This window comes from Agarivorans sp. JK6 (assembly GCF_045277145.1).
In the GTDB taxonomy this organism is placed as follows: domain Bacteria; phylum Pseudomonadota; class Gammaproteobacteria; order Enterobacterales; family Celerinatantimonadaceae; genus Agarivorans; species Agarivorans albus.
This window is the reverse complement of sequence record NZ_CP113525.1, coordinates 4,259,495-4,279,345: the sequence shown is the minus strand read 5'-3', so window position 1 is coordinate 4,279,345 and position 19,851 is coordinate 4,259,495. Positions and strand designations below refer to the sequence as shown.

Annotated in this window: 17 protein-coding genes; 15 read left to right on the top strand and 2 right to left on the bottom strand. The window is 43.5% G+C overall.

Annotation, left to right across the window (positions count from 1 at the left end):
- Nucleotides 1–752 precede the first annotated feature (752 nt).
- Nucleotides 753–2,498, top strand: coding sequence for a P-loop NTPase fold protein (locus tag OV592_RS19715; protein ID WP_406609738.1), 1,746 nt, complete (start codon nucleotides 753–755; stop codon nucleotides 2,496–2,498).
- Nucleotides 2,499–2,595: 97 nt separating this feature from the next.
- Here the strand turns inward: OV592_RS19715 and ilvC are convergent, their stop codons facing one another.
- Nucleotides 2,596–4,077 (bottom strand): ketol-acid reductoisomerase, encoded by a 1,482-nt coding sequence (gene ilvC, locus OV592_RS19710; protein WP_016401927.1) that lies wholly within the window; start codon nucleotides 4,075–4,077, stop codon nucleotides 2,596–2,598.
- A gap of 213 nt (nucleotides 4,078–4,290) precedes the next feature.
- On the opposite strand from ilvC, the gene ilvY reads away from it, so the two are divergent.
- The 10 genes from ilvY (at nucleotide 4,291) to OV592_RS19660 (ending at nucleotide 11,449) form a co-directional block, all read left to right on the top strand.
- Nucleotides 4,291–5,172 (top strand): HTH-type transcriptional activator IlvY, encoded by an 882-nt coding sequence (ilvY, locus tag OV592_RS19705; RefSeq protein WP_016401926.1) that lies wholly within the window; start codon nucleotides 4,291–4,293, stop codon nucleotides 5,170–5,172.
- A gap of 10 nt (nucleotides 5,173–5,182) precedes the next feature.
- A complete protein-coding gene (ybaK, locus tag OV592_RS19700; RefSeq protein WP_016401925.1) occupies nucleotides 5,183–5,656 on the top strand; it encodes a Cys-tRNA(Pro) deacylase in 474 nt (157 codons plus the stop codon).
- A gap of 73 nt (nucleotides 5,657–5,729) precedes the next feature.
- On the top strand, nucleotides 5,730–6,422 hold the full coding sequence (locus tag OV592_RS19695; RefSeq protein ID WP_406609737.1) for a substrate-binding periplasmic protein: 693 nt from the start codon (nucleotides 5,730–5,732) through the stop codon (nucleotides 6,420–6,422).
- 68 nt (nucleotides 6,423–6,490) lie between these two features.
- Entirely contained in the window at nucleotides 6,491–6,745 is a 255-nt protein-coding gene (locus OV592_RS19690) for a ubiquinone biosynthesis accessory factor UbiK (RefSeq protein WP_016401923.1), read from the top strand.
- A 458-nt stretch (nucleotides 6,746–7,203) separates the two neighbouring features.
- A complete protein-coding gene (locus OV592_RS19685; RefSeq protein WP_406609736.1) occupies nucleotides 7,204–7,944 on the top strand; it encodes a hypothetical protein in 741 nt (246 codons plus the stop codon).
- 76 nt (nucleotides 7,945–8,020) lie between these two features.
- Entirely contained in the window at nucleotides 8,021–8,572 is a 552-nt protein-coding gene (locus OV592_RS19680; protein ID WP_152783183.1) for a carbohydrate binding domain-containing protein, read from the top strand.
- A gap of 41 nt (nucleotides 8,573–8,613) precedes the next feature.
- Nucleotides 8,614–9,123: a carbohydrate binding domain-containing protein gene (locus OV592_RS19675; protein ID WP_016401920.1), complete on the top strand. Its 510-nt coding sequence runs from the start codon at nucleotides 8,614–8,616 to the stop codon at nucleotides 9,121–9,123.
- 429 nt (nucleotides 9,124–9,552) lie between these two features.
- The gene (locus tag OV592_RS19670) at nucleotides 9,553–10,305 is read left to right on the top strand and encodes a hypothetical protein (RefSeq protein WP_406609735.1); all 753 of its coding nucleotides are present in this window, start codon (nucleotides 9,553–9,555) and stop codon (nucleotides 10,303–10,305) included.
- Nucleotides 10,306–10,368: 63 nt separating this feature from the next.
- Nucleotides 10,369–10,908: a carbohydrate binding domain-containing protein gene (locus OV592_RS19665; RefSeq protein WP_016401918.1), complete on the top strand. Its 540-nt coding sequence runs from the start codon at nucleotides 10,369–10,371 to the stop codon at nucleotides 10,906–10,908.
- A gap of 31 nt (nucleotides 10,909–10,939) precedes the next feature.
- Complete coding sequence (locus OV592_RS19660; protein ID WP_406609734.1) at nucleotides 10,940–11,449, top strand: carbohydrate binding domain-containing protein; 510 nt, start codon at nucleotides 10,940–10,942, stop codon at nucleotides 11,447–11,449.
- Nucleotides 11,450–11,609: 160 nt separating this feature from the next.
- Here the strand turns inward: OV592_RS19660 and OV592_RS19655 are convergent, their stop codons facing one another.
- Nucleotides 11,610–13,289, bottom strand: a complete 1,680-nt coding sequence (locus OV592_RS19655) for a PKD domain-containing protein (RefSeq protein WP_406609733.1) — start codon at nucleotides 13,287–13,289, stop codon at nucleotides 11,610–11,612.
- Between the two features lie 469 nt (nucleotides 13,290–13,758).
- Between OV592_RS19655 and OV592_RS19650 the strand changes: the two genes are divergently transcribed.
- From OV592_RS19650 to OV592_RS19635, 4 genes are all read left to right on the top strand, one after another.
- Nucleotides 13,759–15,840, top strand: a complete 2,082-nt coding sequence (locus tag OV592_RS19650) for a glycoside hydrolase family 52 protein (protein ID WP_406609732.1) — start codon at nucleotides 13,759–13,761, stop codon at nucleotides 15,838–15,840.
- A 111-nt stretch (nucleotides 15,841–15,951) separates the two neighbouring features.
- Nucleotides 15,952–17,055 carry a helix-turn-helix domain-containing protein gene (locus OV592_RS19645; protein ID WP_406609731.1) on the top strand — a complete coding sequence of 368 codons (1,104 nt, stop codon included), beginning with the start codon at nucleotides 15,952–15,954 and terminating at the stop codon, nucleotides 17,053–17,055.
- 319 nt (nucleotides 17,056–17,374) lie between these two features.
- The gene (locus tag OV592_RS19640; protein WP_406609730.1) at nucleotides 17,375–18,478 is read left to right on the top strand and encodes an ABC transporter ATP-binding protein; all 1,104 of its coding nucleotides are present in this window, start codon (nucleotides 17,375–17,377) and stop codon (nucleotides 18,476–18,478) included.
- Between the two features lie 86 nt (nucleotides 18,479–18,564).
- On the top strand, nucleotides 18,565–19,824 hold the full coding sequence (locus OV592_RS19635; protein ID WP_406609729.1) for an ABC transporter substrate-binding protein: 1,260 nt from the start codon (nucleotides 18,565–18,567) through the stop codon (nucleotides 19,822–19,824).
- The last annotated feature ends 27 nt before the right edge of the window (nucleotides 19,825–19,851 follow it).

The window sequence follows — 19,851 nt, the reverse complement described above, 5'->3', positions numbered from 1 at the left end:
GTTAGCCTAGTTTTCGCCTAGACGGCGACTTCATAAGCTTTGAACAACCGAAGCTTACGTTGCAAAAGAAAGGCTGCCTTGCATCTTTTTAATTCCTGTGTTGCGCGTCAAACAAGGCGCCTGAGGTTAGCCAAATTGGCGACATCATTTTCTTTGAACAGCCAAAGAAAACGAAGCAAAAGAAAGGCTGCCCCGCATCTTCTTAATTCCTGCGTTGCTCATCAATCAGCGCGCCTGCGCAACTCGCTTCGCTCAAACAATGCTCTGCTTTATCGCTGATTGACTGCGCTACTCGGCGAAGATGATGGGGATTGATCCGCGTTGTTATTTTCTAAGGCCCTTTTGTTTTGGGTGCCTGTGGAGTGTTTGTTTAATCGTTGGATTTCTAGAGTAGAAAACAGCTTTGAATGTTTCTTTACGGTGAGTTTAAAGTTTAACTCCGAGCTGTTTTTTAGTTCCTTCATTATCGCTGAGTAGCGCAAGTGGCTAAGTGATTAAGTCGAAACCTGTTTGAGCGAAGCGAGTTTTTCGACGCACTTAGCCGCGAGCAACGCAAGGAGAAGATAATGCAGGGCGAGTTTTCTTTTTGCTTCGTTTTTCTTTGCTCGTCAAAGAAAAATGACGTCGCCGCAGGCGAAAGCTTTTTATCAAAGATTATTCGATGAGTTAAAAATTTTTGATGTAACTGCGTTTTACGTCAGTAGCTTTGATAGAGTGAGTTCTTACAATCAATTCTCAATGGCGCGCTCTAAATGACTAAGTGTGTAACTGATCAGATTTTGGACTCTATAATAGATCCTAGCTTTCCTTCGATGGTTCTTTTAAGTGGTGAATGGGGATGTGGTAAAACTTATTTGGCCAAAAATACTTTAAGGCCAAAGTTAGAGTCAGTTGAAGCATACAAGTCTACTAATTACCTTTCTTTGTATGGTGTAACCAGTCTTGATGATTTTAGAGACAAACTAATATCGCTGAGGCATCTAAGTGGGCAGGATAAAGGAAGAAATCTATCAATATTTAAGAACTTAGCAGGTAATGGAGCTAAGTGGGGTGGTGATAATGGGGCGAGTCTTGCGATTGGTAATGCGTTAACAAAACCATTTAGACACAAGCTTCTATCAAAAATGAGTAATTGCGCTTTCATTATAGATGACTTGGAGCGTTGTTCTTCAGAACAACTGATATCTGAGGTATTGGGTGAGTGTTTAAATCTAGTAGAGAATAATGCTAACTTAGCGATAATTGTTATTGCTAATGAAAAGCAAATCGAAAACAAAAGCTTATTGGAGAAAACATTTAACGATAAGTTTTATCTTACCTCTTCAGCTCAGAGTATCACTTCGTTCCTTGAGTCAAAATACTCCTCTTTTCTAGACCCCTCGTCTATAGAACAAGCTGTCCTTACTATTCAGTCGCTAGAAATGTCCAATTTACGAGTAATTCAACGAGCGATGCAGAGGTATGTTCCGATTAAGGAAAGGTTTAAAAAAATAACAGAACTCGATGAGCCCGCAGCTTCAAATCAAACTTTGGATTCGGTGTTGCGTATATGTCACGCTCATTATGAACTGGGTTGCAATATTGAACAAATATTTGAATCATCAAATGCAAGTAACATAGATTCAGAGCCTTGGAAGGATAGGCCAGAGGAAGGAGAATTATTGAGAAAAACTGTTAGAAATACCAAATTCACAACGTATCTCGTTTCATATTGCTTAAACAAAATTTCGATCCCTGATGACTTAGTTGATGGTTTTGCGTTACCAGTAACAACAAGTCCCGTCGATTATATTTCTTCAATGAGTATTCATCATTTTAGCGAGAAAGATTTCTATCATGCTATTGATGAGACTAAACAGTTTCTTTTTGGAGGCAATAAGAAGCCTTTTTCAAAGTGGTTTAGGGTTCTCGACTCATATTTTTACTTGGTTCAACACCAGTTTATTGATGAAAATTTTGAAGAAGAGTATGAGCAAGCTAAAGAGGCTATTGAAACTTTGGGTTTTTTCAAACACGAGGACGTAGTTTCAGATCGCAACTACTCCCCGATGCGTGGTTTTGACATTAAGCAAACTCAAACGCTTTATGACAACATTAAGCCTCATTACGAGCGTGAATCAGCTATCAGCTCGATGGATGATTTGGAGAAAAGGTTTTTAATAGCATGGAGTGAATCTAGCAAAGATATCTATGGAAGTTATGAACATCGGCCATTCTTGCACCAGTTTGACTTAGAGAAGGTAGTGAACTCAATTGCTAAGAAATGGCCACTGGAAGATATTGGAGTGTTTGGACAATTTCTTCGTTCAAGGTATCAAGCACTGAATTCTAATGAGTTTGTCGGTGAAGAGTTTCTCTTTGTTCGAGATCTTGACGCTAAGCTTCAGAGTGCCTTGAGTAACATGAAACCTTCACGAAGAAGAGGGATGGTTAGCGAGTTGACCGGGTATTTGAGAGTCGCAATGCAGTATATTGACCGCACCCAAAAAGATAATTAATTTTGATGTCGCTGACGTAAAAAAGCCCCAAGTATTGCTGCTCAGGGCTTTTAAATTTTAACGCTTAGCCAGTCATCACTGGCCAAACATCATAAGATTAACCACCTACGGCGATTTTCTTCATGTCAGTCATGTAGCCGCGTAGTTTCTTACCTACAACTTCTACAGGGTGATTACGTAGTGCTTCGTTTACTTCGATTAGGCGAGCGTTATCAACGCCGTTGCTTTGCTCTTCAAAACCTTTACCGATGTACTCTAGGCTGATGTTGTTCACGGTGTCGCGCAATAGTGGCACAGCAGCGTGAGAGAATAGGTAACAACCGTATTCTGCAGTATCAGAAATTACTACGTTCATTTCGTATAAACGCTTACGGGCAATGGTGTTAGCAATTAGCGGAGTCTCGTGTAGTGACTCGTAGTAAGCACTTTCTTCGATGATGCCTGCAGCAACCATGGTTTCGAATGCTAGTTCAACACCGGCTTTAACTAGGGCAACTAAGATGATGCCTTTGTCGAAAAATTCTTGTTCAGTGATTTCTACGTCAGATACTGGTGCGTTTTCAAAACCGCTTTCGCCAGTTTCTTCACGCCACTTAAGCAAGTTAACGTCGTCGTTGGCCCAGTCTTTCATCATGGTTGATGAGAACTCACCTTCAATGATGTCGTCCATGTGCTTTTCAAACAATGGGCGCATTAGATCTTTAAGTTCGTCGGCTAGGTCGAAACACTTGATTTTAGCTGGGTTAGATAGGCGGTCTACCATGTTGGTGATGCCACCGTGCTTAAGGGCTTCGGTTACTGTTTCCCAACCAAACTGGATAAGTTTAGCGGCGTAACCTGGCTCAATACCTTCGGCAACCATTTTGTCGTAACCCAAGATAGCGCCAGTTTGTAGCACACCACAAAGGATGGTTTGCTCACCCATAAGGTCAGATTTAACTTCAGCTACGAAAGAAGACTCTAGTACACCAGCGCGGTCGCCACCGGTTGCAGAAGCGTAAGCTTTAGCAATCGCAAGGCCGTTACCTTGAGGGTCGTTTTCTGGGTGAACAGCGATTAGGGTTGGAACACCAAAACCACGTTTGTATTCTTCACGTACTTCAGTACCTGGACACTTAGGTGCAACCATTACTACGGTAATGTCTTCACGTACTTGCATGCCTTCTTCAACAATGTTGAAGCCGTGTGAGTAAGCTAGGGTAGAACCTTGCTTCATAAGTGGCATTACAGTTTCAACAACATTGCTGTGCTGCTTGTCTGGAGTAAGGTTAAGAACCATATCCGCTTGTGGGATAAGCTCTTCGTAAGTACCTACTTTAAAACCGTTGTCGGTAGCTTGAACAAAAGAAGCACGCTTCTCTTTAATTGCAGCATCGCGTAAAGCGTAAGAAATGTTTAGGCCAGAATCACGCATGTTTAGACCTTGGTTTAGGCCTTGCGCGCCACAACCAACAACTACGATGTTCCAGTCTTTAATAAAGTTACAACCATCAGCAAATTCGCTGCGATCCATAAAACGACATTTACCTAATTGCTCTAGCTTCTGGCGTAGGCTTAGGGTGTTGAAATAATTAGCCATGTTCGACTCCGTAAAAATAGCGTTAATCAAATGATGATGGTGTTGTTGTGTTTACGAGATCCCGATGCACTTCTTTTATGAGCGCGTTTCTTATACCTGTCTCGTGATGGGCTCAATATAAACCGAAAGGTGCATTGCGTAAAATGATGATTTTGGGATATTGTATTGCAGAAAGTGAAATAGTGATTTTATGAGTTGGTTAAGGAGTATGCCGTGGATGTTCGAAGCGTAGAGCTGTTTTTGCATTTAAGCCATAGCTTGCACTTTGCTAAAACTAGCCAGTCTATGCATGTGAGTGCGTCAACTTTAAGCCGAGTGATCCAGCGGCTTGAGGATGAGTTAGGCAGTGCCTTGTTTACTCGCGATAAACGTAGTGTGCACCTCACGCAAGCGGGGCAGCGCTTTCGTAGCTTTGCCGAAAATTGGTTAGAGCAATGGCGTATGTTGCAAATGGATTTATCTTTGCAGTCTAGCGAGTTGGCTGGTGAACTCACCTTATATTGCTCGGTTACTGCCAGTTATAGCCACTTGCCAGATATTTTAGATAAGTATCGCTTATCTTGCCCAAATGCCGACATTAAGTTGGCCACGGGTGATGTTGCTATGGCGGTAGATAAGGTGGCCAATGGCGAGGTCGATATTGCTATTGCGGCGCGACCCGAGCAGCTACCCTTAAACATGGCCTTTGCCAGTATTAGTAAAATTCCTTTATCAATTATTGGCCCTACCGTGTCGTGCAATGTGCGTAAGTTGTTAGAGCGTAACCCTATTGCTTGGGATCAAGTCCCCTTTATTTTGCCGGAGCATGGCCCAGCGCGAGCGCGTATTGATCATTGGTTTAAGGCAATGCGTATTACGCCTAATGTGTATGCCAAGGTTGCTGGTCATGAAGCGATTGTGAGTATGGTGGCCTTGGGCAGTGGAGTGGGTATTGCGCCAGAGGTAGTGGTAGATAACAGCCCAGTTCGCGAGCGTATTCAAAGTATTGCAGTAGGGGTGGAGCTTGAACCTTTTGATTTGGGGATCTGTATGTTATCAAGAAGGTTGCACGAGCCGCTGATGCAGCGATTTTGGCAAATAGCCGCACGAAACTAAGGTAGTAGCGATGACTCCCGCAGTACAACAACTTAAAAAAGCTAAACAAGATTTTCAGTTGCTGGAATACAAGAGTGACCCGCAGCAAGCCAATTTTGGCCAAGCCAGCGCCGAAAAGTTGGGTTTAGCCGAAGAGCTGGTATTTAAAACCTTAGTGGCCTGTGACGACAGCAACCCCAAAAATATGGTGGTGGCGATAGTTCCGGTAAGCGGCCAACTTGATTTAAAGGCGCTGGCGAAAGCAGCTAGCATTAAGAAGATGCGCATGGCAGAAGTGCCAATAGCCGAGCGAACCACGGGTTATGTTAAAGGAGGCATTAGCCCCTTTGGTCAAAAAAAGCGATTGCCTACGTTTATTGATAGTAGTGCCGAGCAATTTGCTGAAGTAGTGGTAAGTGCTGGTAAGCGAGGCTTGTCTTTGCAACTTAAAGCCAGTGTGTTGCAAACCGTGTTGGGAGCGCAGTTTGCTAAACTTAGCCAATAACAGGCGATATAACTATTTAAGGGTTTGGATGCGGCTACTGTGTTGCTTACTACTGTTAGTGAATTGGAATGTGTTGGCCACAGATCTTGCACCTGCCAAGTTTTCGACCAGCTTGGTAAAGCCTTGGGGCTACAAAAGCACTGACTTACATGAACAGGGCTTGTTAGTTCAGTTTACGCGTGCGCTTGCCAGCGAAGCTGAGCTTCCCTTTAATAATGTTATGCGGCCCTATCCAAGAGTAATTAAAGAAATTAAATCTGGCACTGCCGACTTCGCGGTAATGTTTGCTAGCCCTAAGGCTGAACAAATTGCCGTGGATTTAGGTCAAGTGGTTACAGTGAAAGTGGTTGCTATTGCCAATGCCGGAGAGCAGCCAATTAATAACATTAAACAGCTAAATGGCAAAAAGGTGGGGGTGATTCGTGGCGCTGCTTATGGCCCTGATATTGACGACAACCCCAATATTGAACGAGTTAGCTTTAATGATACTGCGCAAGGTATTCAGATGTTATTACTGGAGCGTATAGACGTAATGGTAGCCACCAATTACTCGATCAATCACTCTTTGCAAGAGCTCTACGTAGAGCCAGAGCGTATTACTCCTGTGTATCATCTTGCTACTCGTTACGGCAATTTGTACTGGTCGCGGGCGTCCAATCAAATGGAGCAAGCTAAGCGTTTGCAAACAGCACTTAGTCGCCTGCGAGAGCAAGGCGTACTTGATGATATATTTGCTATAGATGCAGTACTGGCTAAACAGAACTAATAGTCAGCTTGCTAGCTTGAGCCAATAAAACAGCTTCTATACAATGAGGCCAAATAAAGGAGATAACCATGATTAACCCGGCCAAAATTGAAGAGATTGCTAAGCAAGTTAGCGATATGGTGCCGCCAGGATTGAAAAATGCCGGCGATGAGTTTGAACGTAAAGTAAAGCAAGTGATTCAAGCAAAGTTGAGTCAACTTGATGTGGTTAATCGCGAAGACTTTGATGTGCAGACTCAGGTGTTATTACGTACTCGTGAAAAACTAACTGCATTGGAGCAAAAGGTCGCGGAAATGGAAGAAAAACTTAACGCTAAAGATTAAATAGCAATTTTTAAGTCTTTGATAAAGCAGAACTATTAGTTCTGCTTTTTTGTTTCTTGATTTTGTTTTGGGCTTATGAAAATTCTTTCACACTATGAAAATTGCGAAATATACCCTCTAGAATACTGTGATTTTTAGTAAATACGTTGTGAATTTATATGCTTACTTTATTCAAGGTTTTTGATGATTAAATATCAAACATGTTAATGAAATCGCTTACATGGGTGAATTAAAGCTTTTTAAAAACAGCATGTTATGTTTTCAGTAATAGCTTTGCAATTTGATTCATTATTTTTAGTTATTTGTTGATGTAATCATCGATATTGAATTTTATGTCGTGTTAGCGCTTACATTGTGATCATTATCGTTTTTTTGGCTGCTGGCCAACCCTAGGATAATTTCCATAGGCAACAAGGAACACGGACCTACTGCCTTATCAAATTCACAGGGAGATGAGCATGAGCAAAAACGCAATTTTTAAAATCACGATGTTAGCTGGCGCAGTTGCATTAGCCGGTTGTACCGATTCAATTGAAGATCCAGTAGAGCCACCAGTAGAGCCACCAGAGCCGGGTACTGAACTTGTAATTATCGAAGATGGTAACCCTGCAGAGGGCTTGAGCGTTATTATTGGCTCAAACACCGATAGTTATGCTCGTACAGTGTTAACACGAGGCACAGCAAATACTGACATGGCTGCTATTAAGGCCGCACCTACCACTAACCCTGCTGATAGCTCGTATGCTTGGGACATTGATACTGTTGCCGCTGCTGATCCTGCTAACAGTGAAGTATATTTTGTTGTGGGTAGTGATGCTGCCGAGATGGATTTGACTGAATATGCAGCAGGCCTATTAACATTTGATTTATCTGTAATTGTAGCGGGTGACCCAAGTTCTACTGGCCACCAACTTATTATGCAAAGTCAGCTTGGCGATGGTAGTACTGGTTACTTAAACCGCACTGTGAAATATTTTAACCAATCAGACCTTGCTGCAATTGAATCTGCTGGCTTTACGACAATCGCAGTGCCAATGAGTTGTTTTGCAGCAACCGACACCTTTGATTTAACTAAAGTAGACGACTTGTTCCGATTTGATATTCGTAACAATGACGCAGTTACTTACGAAATCGGTAAAGTTGCTTTGAACGCCGACGCTACTGTGCCTGAAGGCGCTGTAACGTGGGGTTGTGAATAAGCACCACTAGATTGAGCGCGCACAGTAGCATTACCGTGCGCGTTTTATGGATATATGGCTCATAAGGAATATGAAAATGAAAGGTTTTTATGTTTTTTTCACTGTCCTTGCTAGTTGTTTTTTAGTGGCGTGTGCCAATACAGAAAACTCCGGGAGCGGCAGCGAAGATGATCAGTTCGCAATTCCAATGATGGTCACCTATACCCTTAACAATGGTAAAGGCTGGGACAAAGTAAGTGCCGGTTTGCAAGGTTGGGGAGATGGTGTTGCTGATTTCAGTTTAGCGAATGAACAAGCCAATATTAGAGTTAAAAAGAAAGCGAGTAATCCTTGGCATATTCAAATAAAGCGTCCCGTGGCTTTATTAGAAGATATGAAATATGAGTTAAGTGTTGAGGCTTCTGCCAGTGAGCCAAGCAATATGGTGATTGCTGTTCAACAAAATTACGGTGAGTACATTACTTATTTCTATCGTACGGAATTGGTTGGCACCGATAGCAAACTGTATACCTACGAATTCACCATGCCCAATGACGAGAGGAAGGGAACTTTTTCTATTATGTTTGGCGAGGCTGACCGTGGGGTGAGCTACAGCCTAAGTAATATCAAACTGAATTCCACCTACTAGTCATTTTTATTAGACAGCTTTTTACAGTACAGGAATAAATCATGACATTACTTAAATCCTTAGCATTAGCAGCCGGTTTGTTTACCGTTGCAACAGGTGTAACAGCAGCAAGCTTAGATATTAGCTTGGATAGTGGAAATCGATGGGACCAGGTTAATGCTGGTGACGACGGATGGGGTGATGGCTCTGGTGCTTTTAGTTTTAATGGTGAAACCGCTACGGTAACCGTTAATGATAAAGCCAGTAACCCTTGGCATATTCAACTTAAGCGCCCACGAGTGAAATTAGAGAAAGGCCAAACTTATAATATTACTGCTGAAGTAACCGCTACTGAGAAAAGCCCATTAACTATTATTGTGCAAAAAGACTCCGGCGATTATGCAACTTATTACGCAGAAGATTTATCAGTAAGCCCGAATGCTCAAACATTTGATTTAACTTTTAAAGCGCCTAAAAGTGATTCCAAAGCGGCCTTTGCATTTTTTGTAGGTGGCGGAAAACCTGGTGTAACTTATAGCTTTAAAAATATTCGCCTAAAGAGTGCGAATTAGTTTTTAACAAAACTGCGGGCACCTTGCTAATAATCCCAAAAGCAAACTCCGACAACTTAAGTAACAGCTGGATTAGCTACATGCTGTTGCTTAGCTCGCAACTTTGTTTACTCCCCGCACCTTCTGCGGGGTTTTTTTGTGAAACAGCTTTAGTCACCTAATAACAAAGGCTTACAGCTTTCTTTGCAGCCTGATTTTATTGGTTATTGGTAAGGTTAACATCACTTCTATAAGTACTTGTTGAGTTTATTGCTCGACATTTTTTCTGATTATTTGACCCGCTTTGTATTATTTTATGATTCTTTATGAATCCCTTTTCATATAGCGTTTAGGCTGTTTTTTATTTTATTTTCCTCGTTAACATGGCTCCCGCTGGCTCAATTGGTGAATTCACTAATTGACCTTTAACAATTTCAAAGGGAAATGAATATGAGTAAAAAAACAGTTTTTAAAGTAGCTATGTTAGCGGGTGCTGTTGCATTGGCTGGTTGTACGGATGCTATTGAAGAAACACCAGTGGCGCCACCAGTAGATGAGACGCCGGTAGAGCCACCTGTAAGTGAAGCTTTAGTCATTCTTAATGATGGAACAGCAGCCACCAACTTCTCTGTTATGGTTGGCTCAAACTCAGATTCCTATAACCGCCAAGTATTGGCACGCGGTGAAGGCTACCCTAAAACGGATTCTTTACAGGTAACTGCAAAAGAAACTGGCGGCGTTGCAACTTGGCAAGTTGATACCTTCTCGGCTGGCGAAGATGGCCCAGCGGAAGTGTACTTTATTGTGGGTAGCGCAGAGAACCAGCTAGATCTTAGCGAATACCAAAATGGATTGTTGTTAATTGACCTGTCGGTATTGGTGGCTACCACTAGCGAAACTTCTCACCAGATCTTCATGCAAACCAATACTGATGCCGGCGAAGACTACAAAAATCGTCAAGCCTTTTACTTTAGCCAAGCGCAATTAGCCGACCTTGAAGCCGACGGCTGGACAACTGTAGTGGTACCTATGAGCTGTTTCTCGATACAGGACGCCACCGGTGCATTTGATATTACAAAGGTGAACGATTTAATGAGCTTTGATATTCGTGGTAACGAGAGTGTTAGCTACGAAATTGGAAAAGTGGCTTTTGAGAAAACAGTAACAGTGCCAGCTGGCGCGGTTGAGTGGTCTTGTGAGTAACTAATTGCTAGTTAACCACGCGAGCTAAAGTGCTAGCGTGGTTTAACAAAGAGGAATATGAAGATGAAAGGTTTTTATGTTTTTATTGCTGTTGTTAGCGCTGTATTTTTAGCGGCTTGTGCAAGTACCACCTCAGAGCCAGAGGCACAAATTTCTCCGTCAATCATGGTGACTTACACCCTCAATGATGGCAAAGACTGGGAGAAAATAAGCGCAGGCCTGCAAGGTTGGGGAGATGGTGTTGCAGATTTTAGTCTAGCTAATGAACAGGCCAATGTTCGAATAAAGAAACAAGCCAGTAATCTTTGGCATATTCAGCTTAAACGCCCTTTGTATTTGTTTGAAGATACAAAGTACGAAATCTCTGTGGAGGCTTCTGCCAGTGAACCTAGCAACCTTAGTTTTACGGTACAGCAAGATGGCGGAGAGTACACAACTTACTTCCAACGCACTGAATTAGTTGGTGTAGAGAAAAAATTATATAGCTATGAATTCACCATGCCTAACGATGAGAAACATGCTGCTTTTGCGATTATGTTTGGGGAAGGGCGACCGGGTGTGAGTTATAGCCTTAACAATATTAAGTTTAATTCAACTTATTAGAGCGTTGGGCACCCAGCTTAAGGAACAAATTGTGAATTTTTTAAAGCCTTTTATATTAGCGTTTGGCTTAGTAACCGTGGCCACATCGGGCTATGCCGCGAGCCTAGACATTGCCTTAGATGGAGGTAAACGTTGGGAGCCAGTGAATGCCGGAACCGATGGTTGGGGCGATGGCTCTGGCCGTTTTAATTTTAGCGGCAATAGCGTCACTATTACCATAGAAGATAAAGCCAGTAACCCTTGGCAGATCCAATTAAAGCGTCCAAGAGTAAACCTGACAAAAGGGCAGGTTTATCAAATAGTGGCTGAAGTAAGCGCAAGTAAACAAAGCCCACTGACTATTATGTTGCAAAAAGATTCGGGTGATTACGCAACATATTTTGCCGAAGATGTTGCGGTAAATAATACACCCAAGCAAATTGATATTAGTTTTACCGCCGACCACTCTGATCCTAAAACGGCTTTTGCGTTTTTTGTTGGAGGAGCAGAGCCGGGCGTGAGTTATACGTTTCAGAACATTCGTTTAACGAGTGTGAATTAAGTTTGAACAAGCTGTAGGCGCCTTGCTCATAATCCCATAGCAAACTCCGACAACAACAATCGCTGTTAGTGTGACTCTATCAGTGGTTCAGCCTACAACTTTGTTTCCTCCCCGCCTCCTTCCTGCGGGGAGTTTTTTCGATTAGCGTTTGGTCAATTTTTTAGTTAGAGCTTACCGCTATGGTACGGGTAAAACTGTCTTGGTCGTTGGATTGATCCGTGACGGTTAAAGTCACTTGGTAACTGCCTTCAGAAAACACATGCGAAGGATTAGCCAAGTTTGAGCTGCTGCCATCGCCAAAGTCCCAATGCCAACTCATAACCTCACTGGTGCTGCGACTGTTGTCGCTAAACTGAAAGCCTTCCTCATTTGCTTGATAGCGATAGTGGCTTAATACACCTTCATCAAACAGCTTTATTTTCACTGCTTTAAAGGCTTGATTCACATCATCAGCAGCATAACCTGCCGCTAGTGCTTGTCGCTTGATACATTGGGCGGCGCTTTCAAGGCTTAAGTTTGGTTGCCAGCAATGTTTAGCGGCATTCAGATAAACTTGGTAAGTTGGGGCAATTCCCCACTTATTTGCCAGAAGGTAGAAGGGGTAACTTAGCATGCCAATACGCAGGTAGTAGTTGTCTCCTGCATCCGCATAATCTAGATAACTGGCAATAGCACCACCTTCTGTTTCGATTTGATCTAACTGGCGGGTATAACCGGCTGATTCTTCACCATGAACCCATACATCATCACCGCCGCTAAAGGCATGTTTCACCATGACTCCAGATATGTCGGCAAAGGCTTCATGCACTGTTTGCGCGTCTATGCTAATGTTCTGCTCAAATCCATCAAGTGGACTAATTCTATTTAACACCCCGTGGGCTACTTCATGGGCGATATGATCGAGAGTGGCTAAATTTAGAAACAGAGGGACTCCATCGCTAAAGTTGGCGTAAGCGCCATCCCAAAAAATATACTGGGAGGATTGGCTACCGTAATGCACTCTAATGCGTAATTTGTCTGCTAAAGGCGGTTCTTTGAGTTGCTCTAAGAACGCTTGGTAGACAACTGTGCCGTAGAACATGGCGTCATTAATGGCCGAGTAAGTCCATATGCCCTGGTCATCGGCTAAGGGTTTGTGAGTATTAACCGGGTTGTCGCTGCACAAAAACTCATAGGCCGGGTAGGCTTGCTCGTTGGCTGTGAGTGCCGTTGGTTCGACATCGTGGGCGCGAGGGTCGGTTTGATTTTGCATATCAATCACACTGACTAAGCCATTATCAAAAATACATACTCCGCCTTGATGATCAATGCGTTGCACGGCAATGTATGGGCGGTCGTCGCCATATTGCCAAGGGGTTAAGTAGCTCCCCCCTGGTCCGGATAATTGTGCATTACCTTTGAAGTCGTGAAACGGAACAAGTGTGCCTTGCTCAGACAGACCTTGAGCATTAGCTGGGTGCAATACTAGCGCGCTGGTATTTGCTGGAATACTGCTTTGTGGTGGTAGTGCAATAGAATAGGGGTTATTGGCGCTGCTTTTAAACCATGCTTCACCGCTGGCTTGTCCATTTTCATCGGCCCAATAAACCCACACCGAATCTGCAGCTGCATTAGGATTTTCAGTTTGCTGGTTTAACGTGATGGCTATAGTACCGCTTAACAAACCTGCATCCGGGTGAGTATCAAGGATATAGGCATTATTAATAATGTTTTGTGGCACTTGAGCCACTGGCTCTGGTGCTGCAGCTTCGCTTCCTCCACCGCCACAGGCAGCGAGTACTATGGCGCTTAGCAGGCTAACAGCAATTTTTATCGATAAGTATTTGTTGAATAGGGGCATTGGCGCAGAATCCTTTTTAGCCTGTTGATGCGTCCGAGCAAGGTTGAGGCCTTCAATATACAGTACTGATAGAAATTTGATTATGGCTTCAGAGGCTTTATTGTAAGGCTTTGTCAGCTGTGCTTAGCAATCTCTAGCTACTATTTAGCACCTTAATTCTGAGCTAAAGTGAAGTCGCTTGCGGCGTTTGTTTTGCCACATGCCTTTACGTTTTTTCAATCTGCTATTTCCTTATGTCATAAAGCCCCAGCTTTTTATGACAGAACTCAAATCTTGCCGCTTATTTCTTTGAATCACTTATCTAGCTTGGGTAGATTAAATCTCATGAAAGCGCTTACACTGTTTTGTAGCTCTGTTAGCGCTAACAGTTTTGACTAATCTTGGTCGCTAAAATGCGTGGATTTCGCTAATTATTTAAAGTAATTGGTGAGGTTTAGCTTGCCGGCGCCTTAATTCCTTGGGAGTTATTATGGAACAAAATCAGCAGTTTTTTCATGCACACCACTCGCCTATGGGCGCGTTAGCGAGTTTTACAGTAGGGGAGTTTGGCGAGCATGGAGGAATGGGGCTGGAGTTAGGTGCGCCTTTTGCCGGTAACGTATTTGTGGGTTATCAAGACGGTGAAGGTGTAGTTAACGCGTTTCCATTTTACAAAGGCGCTAACGACCAAAGTGAACGCTATGTGCAAAAGGATGATACTTCTAGCTTAACGGAACGCTTGTTTGACGATATCCAGCGTGATTATGCTTGGGCTAGCGATACGTTTGCCGCACCAGGTATTTCTTTTAAGGTGTTGAGTCCGTTTTTTGAAGTGCCTGATCCTAGCTTGGCAGAACACAAAAAGCTTAAACAAGCTAGCTGTCCTGCAGTATATGTTGAGCTGAGTTTTAATAATGCTTCTGATAAAGACTGGACCGGTTTTTTTGCCCTGCAAGGTGACGAGTTACGTTGGAACAAACTATTAGATGGCGATGCCAATGGCATGGTAGGAGTAACTTGCCGTGACAGCATCGGTATTGCTACACAAAGCCCGGGCGCACGTGCTTTTAGCCACTTTTCTGTGCAAAGTGCCTTGAGCAAAATGGGAAATAATGACTGCTTTATGTTGGGCCCCACTGCTGGGGTAATGATTGACGTGAAAGCTGGTGAAACAGTTACGCTGTGTTTAGCGCTAGGCTTTTACTTGGGCGGAAATGTTACTTTTAACCGCGCTATGCAATATTACTACACCCAGCATTTTACTGGCTTAACCGATGTGCTTGCTTACGGCCTAGAGCACTTTGATAGCTATGCAGCTATCGCTGCAGCGTCAGACAAGCAGCTACGTGCGAGCAAGCTAAATAGTCATCAGCAGTTTTTGTTGGCGCATGCTACCCGCAGTTATTACGGCTCTACTCAGTGGTTATTTGATGGCACCGAGCCAGTTTGGGTGGTTAATGAAGGCGAGTATTTGATGATGAATACCCTCGACCTAACCGTTGATATGCTGTTTTTTGAGATGCAGCAAAACCCGTGGACCGTGAAAAACACCTTAGAGCAATTCCTGAAGCAATATAGTTTTTATGACGAGATCTTCGATCCGGCTAATCCAGAGCAAAATCATAAGGGTGGTATCTCATTCACTCACGACATGGGTGTATCGAATAACTGGAGTCCAAAAGGCCATAGTTCTTATGAGGTCGCTGGTTTAGATCGTGTTTGCTTTAGTCATATGACCTATGAGCAGCTAACCAACTGGGTATTGTGTTGTGGGGTTTACATAAGCAAAACCAATGACCAAGACTTTGCTACTGAGCAGCGCGGTACTTTAATTGATTGTTTACAGTCTTTGCTTAACCGTGACCACCCAGATGCTGAGCAGCGTGACGGCATTATGAGCTTTGAGTCAGCTCGCACCGAGCAAGGCGGCGAGATTACCACCTACGATTCACTCGATCATAGTTTAGGCCAAGCACGTGGCAATATTTACCTGGCAGGTAAGAGTTGGGCGGCGTATTTAGCCATTGCTAAAGTGTTGCAAGAATTGGGTGAAAGCGAGCAAGCAGAGATTGCTCTCGCCGCCGCTAAACGTTGCGCCGATAAGTTAAGCAACAGCTTTGATACGCAGCTAGGTTATATTCCTGCAGTGCTTGATGGGCATTCCACCAGTGCGATTATTCCAGCTATTGAAGCCCTGGTTTACCCTTATGAGATGGGTTTGTTAGAGGCTGTGTCTGAACAAGGCCCTTATGGGGAATACATTAAAGTACTTAAAACTCATCTAAAATACATATTAAATGATGAGCATTGTTTGTACCCTGATGGCGCATGGAAGCTCTCATCAACCGCCGATAATTCTTGGGTAAGTAAAATTTATTTAAACCAATACGTTGCGCGTAAAGTATTAAACATTGACCTAGCCAATAGCGTGGAAGCTGATGCTGCTCACCAACGTTGGCAAACACTAGGTGCAAGCAAACACGCATGTTGCGATCAGTTCAGTTCGGGTAAGCCAATTGGTAGTTTGTATTATCCGCGCTGTGTGACCAACATCCTATGGTTGAACGAATAATTAGTACCACTGCAAATATTCTTGGCTTAGCGCTAGCCGCTAAGCCAAGTTACAGGTACTAATACTCTTATACTGGTATTGGCCGCTAGTGTGGAGCAAAGGAGCCTTTAAATGCGTAAAGATAACGCTGTATTGTTATTATTGGATGTTAAACATCCCTATGACCGAGAGATATTGCAGGGCATTACGCATAACCCTAGTCCTATGGCTCGTTGGATGCAGCCTGAAGTAATGACTATTTCAGAAGCTAATTTGGTGAAACTTGATCGCTTTTGTGGGGTGATTGCCGATTTTGATAAGCCCGGAGTGGCCGCCTTTTGTGAAAAACTTTCACTGCCCTTAGTGGCTATTTCTGGTTCTCGTTTAAGCCTTCCTTCTCAAGCTCATTTAGCAAGAGTGAGCCCCGATAGCTTCGCCATTGTGGAACTCATCGTACAATCGTTCTTGGCTAAAGGCATTCGTCGTGTTGGCTTCTTTAGCGGGGTGCCTGCATTTACCGCACCTTGGGTAAAAGAGCGTAAATTTGCGCTAGCCAAAATCGCCCTTAAATATCGCCTCGAATATGTAGAGTTAACCGTGCCTGAGTTAGTGACGCCAGAGAGCACTGTAGGAGTGGTAGCAGCTTCTGATACTCAGGCCAGGCAGTTTGCCAGCCTATGCAACGATCAAAACATCAGTGTACCCGAGCACTATTCGTTAATTGGTATTGATGCAGACCCTACTGAAAGCGCTTTATCACCCATTTCATTATGCTCTGCGGTATTGCCCATTCGACAAATTGGTGAACAGGCCTTAGCGGTGCTGCAAGAACAAATAGATGGTAAGCCAGCGCGTGAAGTTTTGGTACCAGCTACCGAGTTAGTGAGTGGCGCTTCTGCCGACAACGTTACCCAAACCGATCCCTTGATCACTAAGGCCTTATTCTTTTTGAATAGCAATTTTCACCGCCGAATCAAAGTGGAGCAAGTTGTCGACTATTGTGCGGTATCTCGCAAAACTCTTGAAACAAGATTCAAACAGGTTCTTGGTAAAACGGTACACCAGCAATTACATCAAGTACGTATGGAATTTGCTAAGCAGCAGCTGACTTCAACCTCTTCTTCAGTGGATGCCATCGCCGATGCCGCGGGCTTCTCTAACCAGCACTATTTATATTATTTGTTTCGGCAGGAGATGGAGATGACACCCAACCAATACAGACAAAAGTTTGCGTGATACCCCTCTGACATAGTTTTTCACACTATGAAAGCCTTTCTTAAGACAAATAATTGAGTTTTTTTTGGTGGCTGTTTCCCGCCAGTTCTGCGGTTTTAGCCAGTAAATATTATGTTTTATAGTTTAATTGTTGCTATTTGTCATGATACTGGCTTTTTTTATGACAGGCCTCAAATCTTAACCTTTATTCGTTTGAAGACCTTTTCAGGCTTAGCTAAAGTTGATTCCAAGAAAGCGCTTACATGGGATTTGAAACGGAGCGAATCTGTTGGCTCATATTAACGCCTCTCCACATTAAAACTTATGGAAATGAAACATCATGGCAGCAGTTACATTTAATAATTTGAAAAAACGTTTTGGTAAAACGGAAGTAGTGAAAAGCTTCGACTTGCACATTAATGATGGCGAGTTTGTGGTTTTGCTTGGCCCTTCTGGTTGCGGTAAATCAACAACGCTAAGAATGCTGGCTGGCTTGGAAGATATTTCAGACGGTGAGATTTTCATCGCCGATGAATTAGTTAACGACCTACACCCAATGGAACGTAACATCGCCATGGTGTTCCAAAGCTATGCGCTATACCCACACATGAGCGTTGAGCAAAACATTGCCTTTGGTTTGAAAATGACCGGCGTAGCGAAAGATGAGATTGCTAAGCGTGTTAAATACGCAGCAGACATGTTGGAGCTAACACCATTGCTGCAACGTAAGCCAAAAGAGTTATCTGGTGGTCAGCGTCAACGTGTGGCAATGGGCCGCGCAATGGTACGTACTCCAGAAGTATTCTTATTCGATGAGCCTTTATCTAACCTAGACGCCAAACTTCGTGGCTCTATGCGTGCTGAGATTAAAACTCTGCACGACAAGCTAGGCACAACTACTCTCTATGTAACCCACGACCAAGTAGAAGCTATGACCTTGGCCGATCGCATCGTGATTCTTAAAGACGGTTACATTGAGCAAGTCGGTACACCAAAAGAAATCTTTGAAGAGCCAGCCAATAAGTTTGTGGCCTCATTCATTGGTGCACCAGAAATGAATATGATCCCAGCAACTATTAAGAAAGCTGGCACAGTATCAAGCTTGGTATTCTCTGACCAACACATCGACTTACCTGCGATGTACAGCGAAGACAACCAAGTATGTACCTTGGGCATTCGTCCAAGTGACCTGTATCTACATCAACGTTCTATTGAATCAGAAACAATTGGTAGCGTGAAAGCTGATGTTATCGGCGTCGAGCTTCTTGGTTCTACCTACCACGTGCAGTGTGAGCTGGATGGTGCACGTTTTATTGCTGAAGTGGCAATTGCTGATGATGTAAACGCTGATATGGACGATAAAGTGGAGTTGTTCTTCGATATCTCGCGGATCCACTTGTTTAACAATGAAACCGGAAAGGCAATCTTGCCAAAAATGAACTAGTTACTCCCAGCGCTTGTAAAAGCGTAGGCGCACTAGCCAATTGCGACATTGAATAATAATAAAGTTCATGTACTTAGGAGAATAGGATGTTTAATAAAAAGAAACTTGGAACAGTAGCGTTAGCCCTAGGCACCACGCTGGCGTTAACCGCAACGTCAGCATGGGCAAAAACTACCCTAACAGTTGCTTCATTCCCAAGCTTTGACCAAGCGGTAAACTCAGCAATTCCGCTATACAAGAAGCTTCACCCAGAAGTAGAAATTAAATTAGTTTCACTTGCATATGGTGACCACCACAATGCAATGACTACTGCTCTTGCGACTGGCGGTAACCTGCCTGACGTAATGGGTATTGAATATGGCTACATTGGCCGCTTTGCAGCTTCTGGTGGCTTAGAAGATCTGCGTGCCGCTCCTTACAGCGCAGAGCAATACGAAAAACTATTCTCTAAGTTCACTGTTCCACTAGCTACCGGTGGTAGTGGTACTTTGGCTGCTATCCCAGCCGATATTGGCCCAGGTGCATTGTTCTACCGTGAAGATATCTTAGAAAAAGCAGGTGTAACTAAAGAAGACCTAACTAAAGATTGGGACTCTTACATTGCAGCTGGTAAGAAAATTAAAGAAGCAACAGGTTCTTACCTTGTTTCAAGTGCTACAGATATCAAAGACATCGTAATTCGCAGTGGCTTGAAAGATGGCCAAGGTATCTACTTTGATGCAGACAACACCATTACTGTTGAGTCAGATCGCTTTAAAGAAGCATTCCGTTTAGCGAAAGCGGTTCGTGAAGCAGGTATCGATGCTCAAGTAGGCGCATGGAGCTCTGAGTGGACCGAAGGTTTACGTCGCGGCACTATCGCTTCTCAAATGATGGGTGCTTGGTTAGGCGGTCACTTAAATGGTTGGATTGCTCCAGAAAGTAAAGGTTTATGGCGCTCTTCTCACCTACCTGCAGGCGCATACGCAAGCTGGGGTGGTTCGTTCTACGGTATTCCTAAGAAAGCTAAAAACAAAGAAGCGGCTTGGGAATTCATTAAGTTCATGACGCTAAACAAAGAAATGCAAATTGCTGCATTCCGTGATTTAGACGCTTTCCCTGCTCTTGTAGAAGCTCAAAACGATGATTTCATCAATCAACCAATTGAGTACTTAGGCGGCCAAGTGGCTCGCGTAGAGTGGAAAGAAGCTGCTGACCGTATTCCAGCAATGGACGTACACAAGCATGATCCAGTTGCAGAGCAAATCGTAAACGATGCTTTAGAAGCTGTATTAGAGCGTGATGCTGACATTGACACTGTGTTAGCTGACGCTGCGAAACAAATCAAACGTCGCGCTAGACGTTAATATTAACACTGAGGGAGCTTGCCTCCC

Excerpts from the sequence above, each read along its gene's own strand:
- OV592_RS19680 (WP_152783183.1), top strand. The coding sequence starts at position 8,021 with ATGAAAGGTTTTTATGTTTTTTTCACTGTCCTTGCTAGTTGTTTTTTA.
- OV592_RS19640 (WP_406609730.1), top strand. The coding sequence starts at position 17,375 with ATGGCAGCAGTTACATTTAATAATTTGAAAAAACGTTTTGGTAAAACG.
- OV592_RS19675 (WP_016401920.1), top strand. The coding sequence starts at position 8,614 with ATGACATTACTTAAATCCTTAGCATTAGCAGCCGGTTTGTTTACCGTT.
- OV592_RS19650 (WP_406609732.1), top strand. The coding sequence starts at position 13,759 with ATGGAACAAAATCAGCAGTTTTTTCATGCACACCACTCGCCTATGGGC.
- OV592_RS19655 (WP_406609733.1), bottom strand. The coding sequence starts at position 13,289 with ATGCCCCTATTCAACAAATACTTATCGATAAAAATTGCTGTTAGCCTG.
- OV592_RS19690 (WP_016401923.1), top strand. The coding sequence starts at position 6,491 with ATGATTAACCCGGCCAAAATTGAAGAGATTGCTAAGCAAGTTAGCGAT.
- OV592_RS19645 (WP_406609731.1), top strand. The coding sequence starts at position 15,952 with ATGCGTAAAGATAACGCTGTATTGTTATTATTGGATGTTAAACATCCC.
- OV592_RS19715 (WP_406609738.1), top strand. The coding sequence starts at position 753 with ATGACTAAGTGTGTAACTGATCAGATTTTGGACTCTATAATAGATCCT.
- ilvC (WP_016401927.1), bottom strand. The coding sequence starts at position 4,077 with ATGGCTAATTATTTCAACACCCTAAGCCTACGCCAGAAGCTAGAGCAA.
- OV592_RS19670 (WP_406609735.1), top strand. The coding sequence starts at position 9,553 with ATGAGTAAAAAAACAGTTTTTAAAGTAGCTATGTTAGCGGGTGCTGTT.
- OV592_RS19685 (WP_406609736.1), top strand. The coding sequence starts at position 7,204 with ATGAGCAAAAACGCAATTTTTAAAATCACGATGTTAGCTGGCGCAGTT.
- OV592_RS19635 (WP_406609729.1), top strand. The coding sequence starts at position 18,565 with ATGTTTAATAAAAAGAAACTTGGAACAGTAGCGTTAGCCCTAGGCACC.
- ybaK (WP_016401925.1), top strand. The coding sequence starts at position 5,183 with ATGACTCCCGCAGTACAACAACTTAAAAAAGCTAAACAAGATTTTCAG.
- OV592_RS19665 (WP_016401918.1), top strand. The coding sequence starts at position 10,369 with ATGAAAGGTTTTTATGTTTTTATTGCTGTTGTTAGCGCTGTATTTTTA.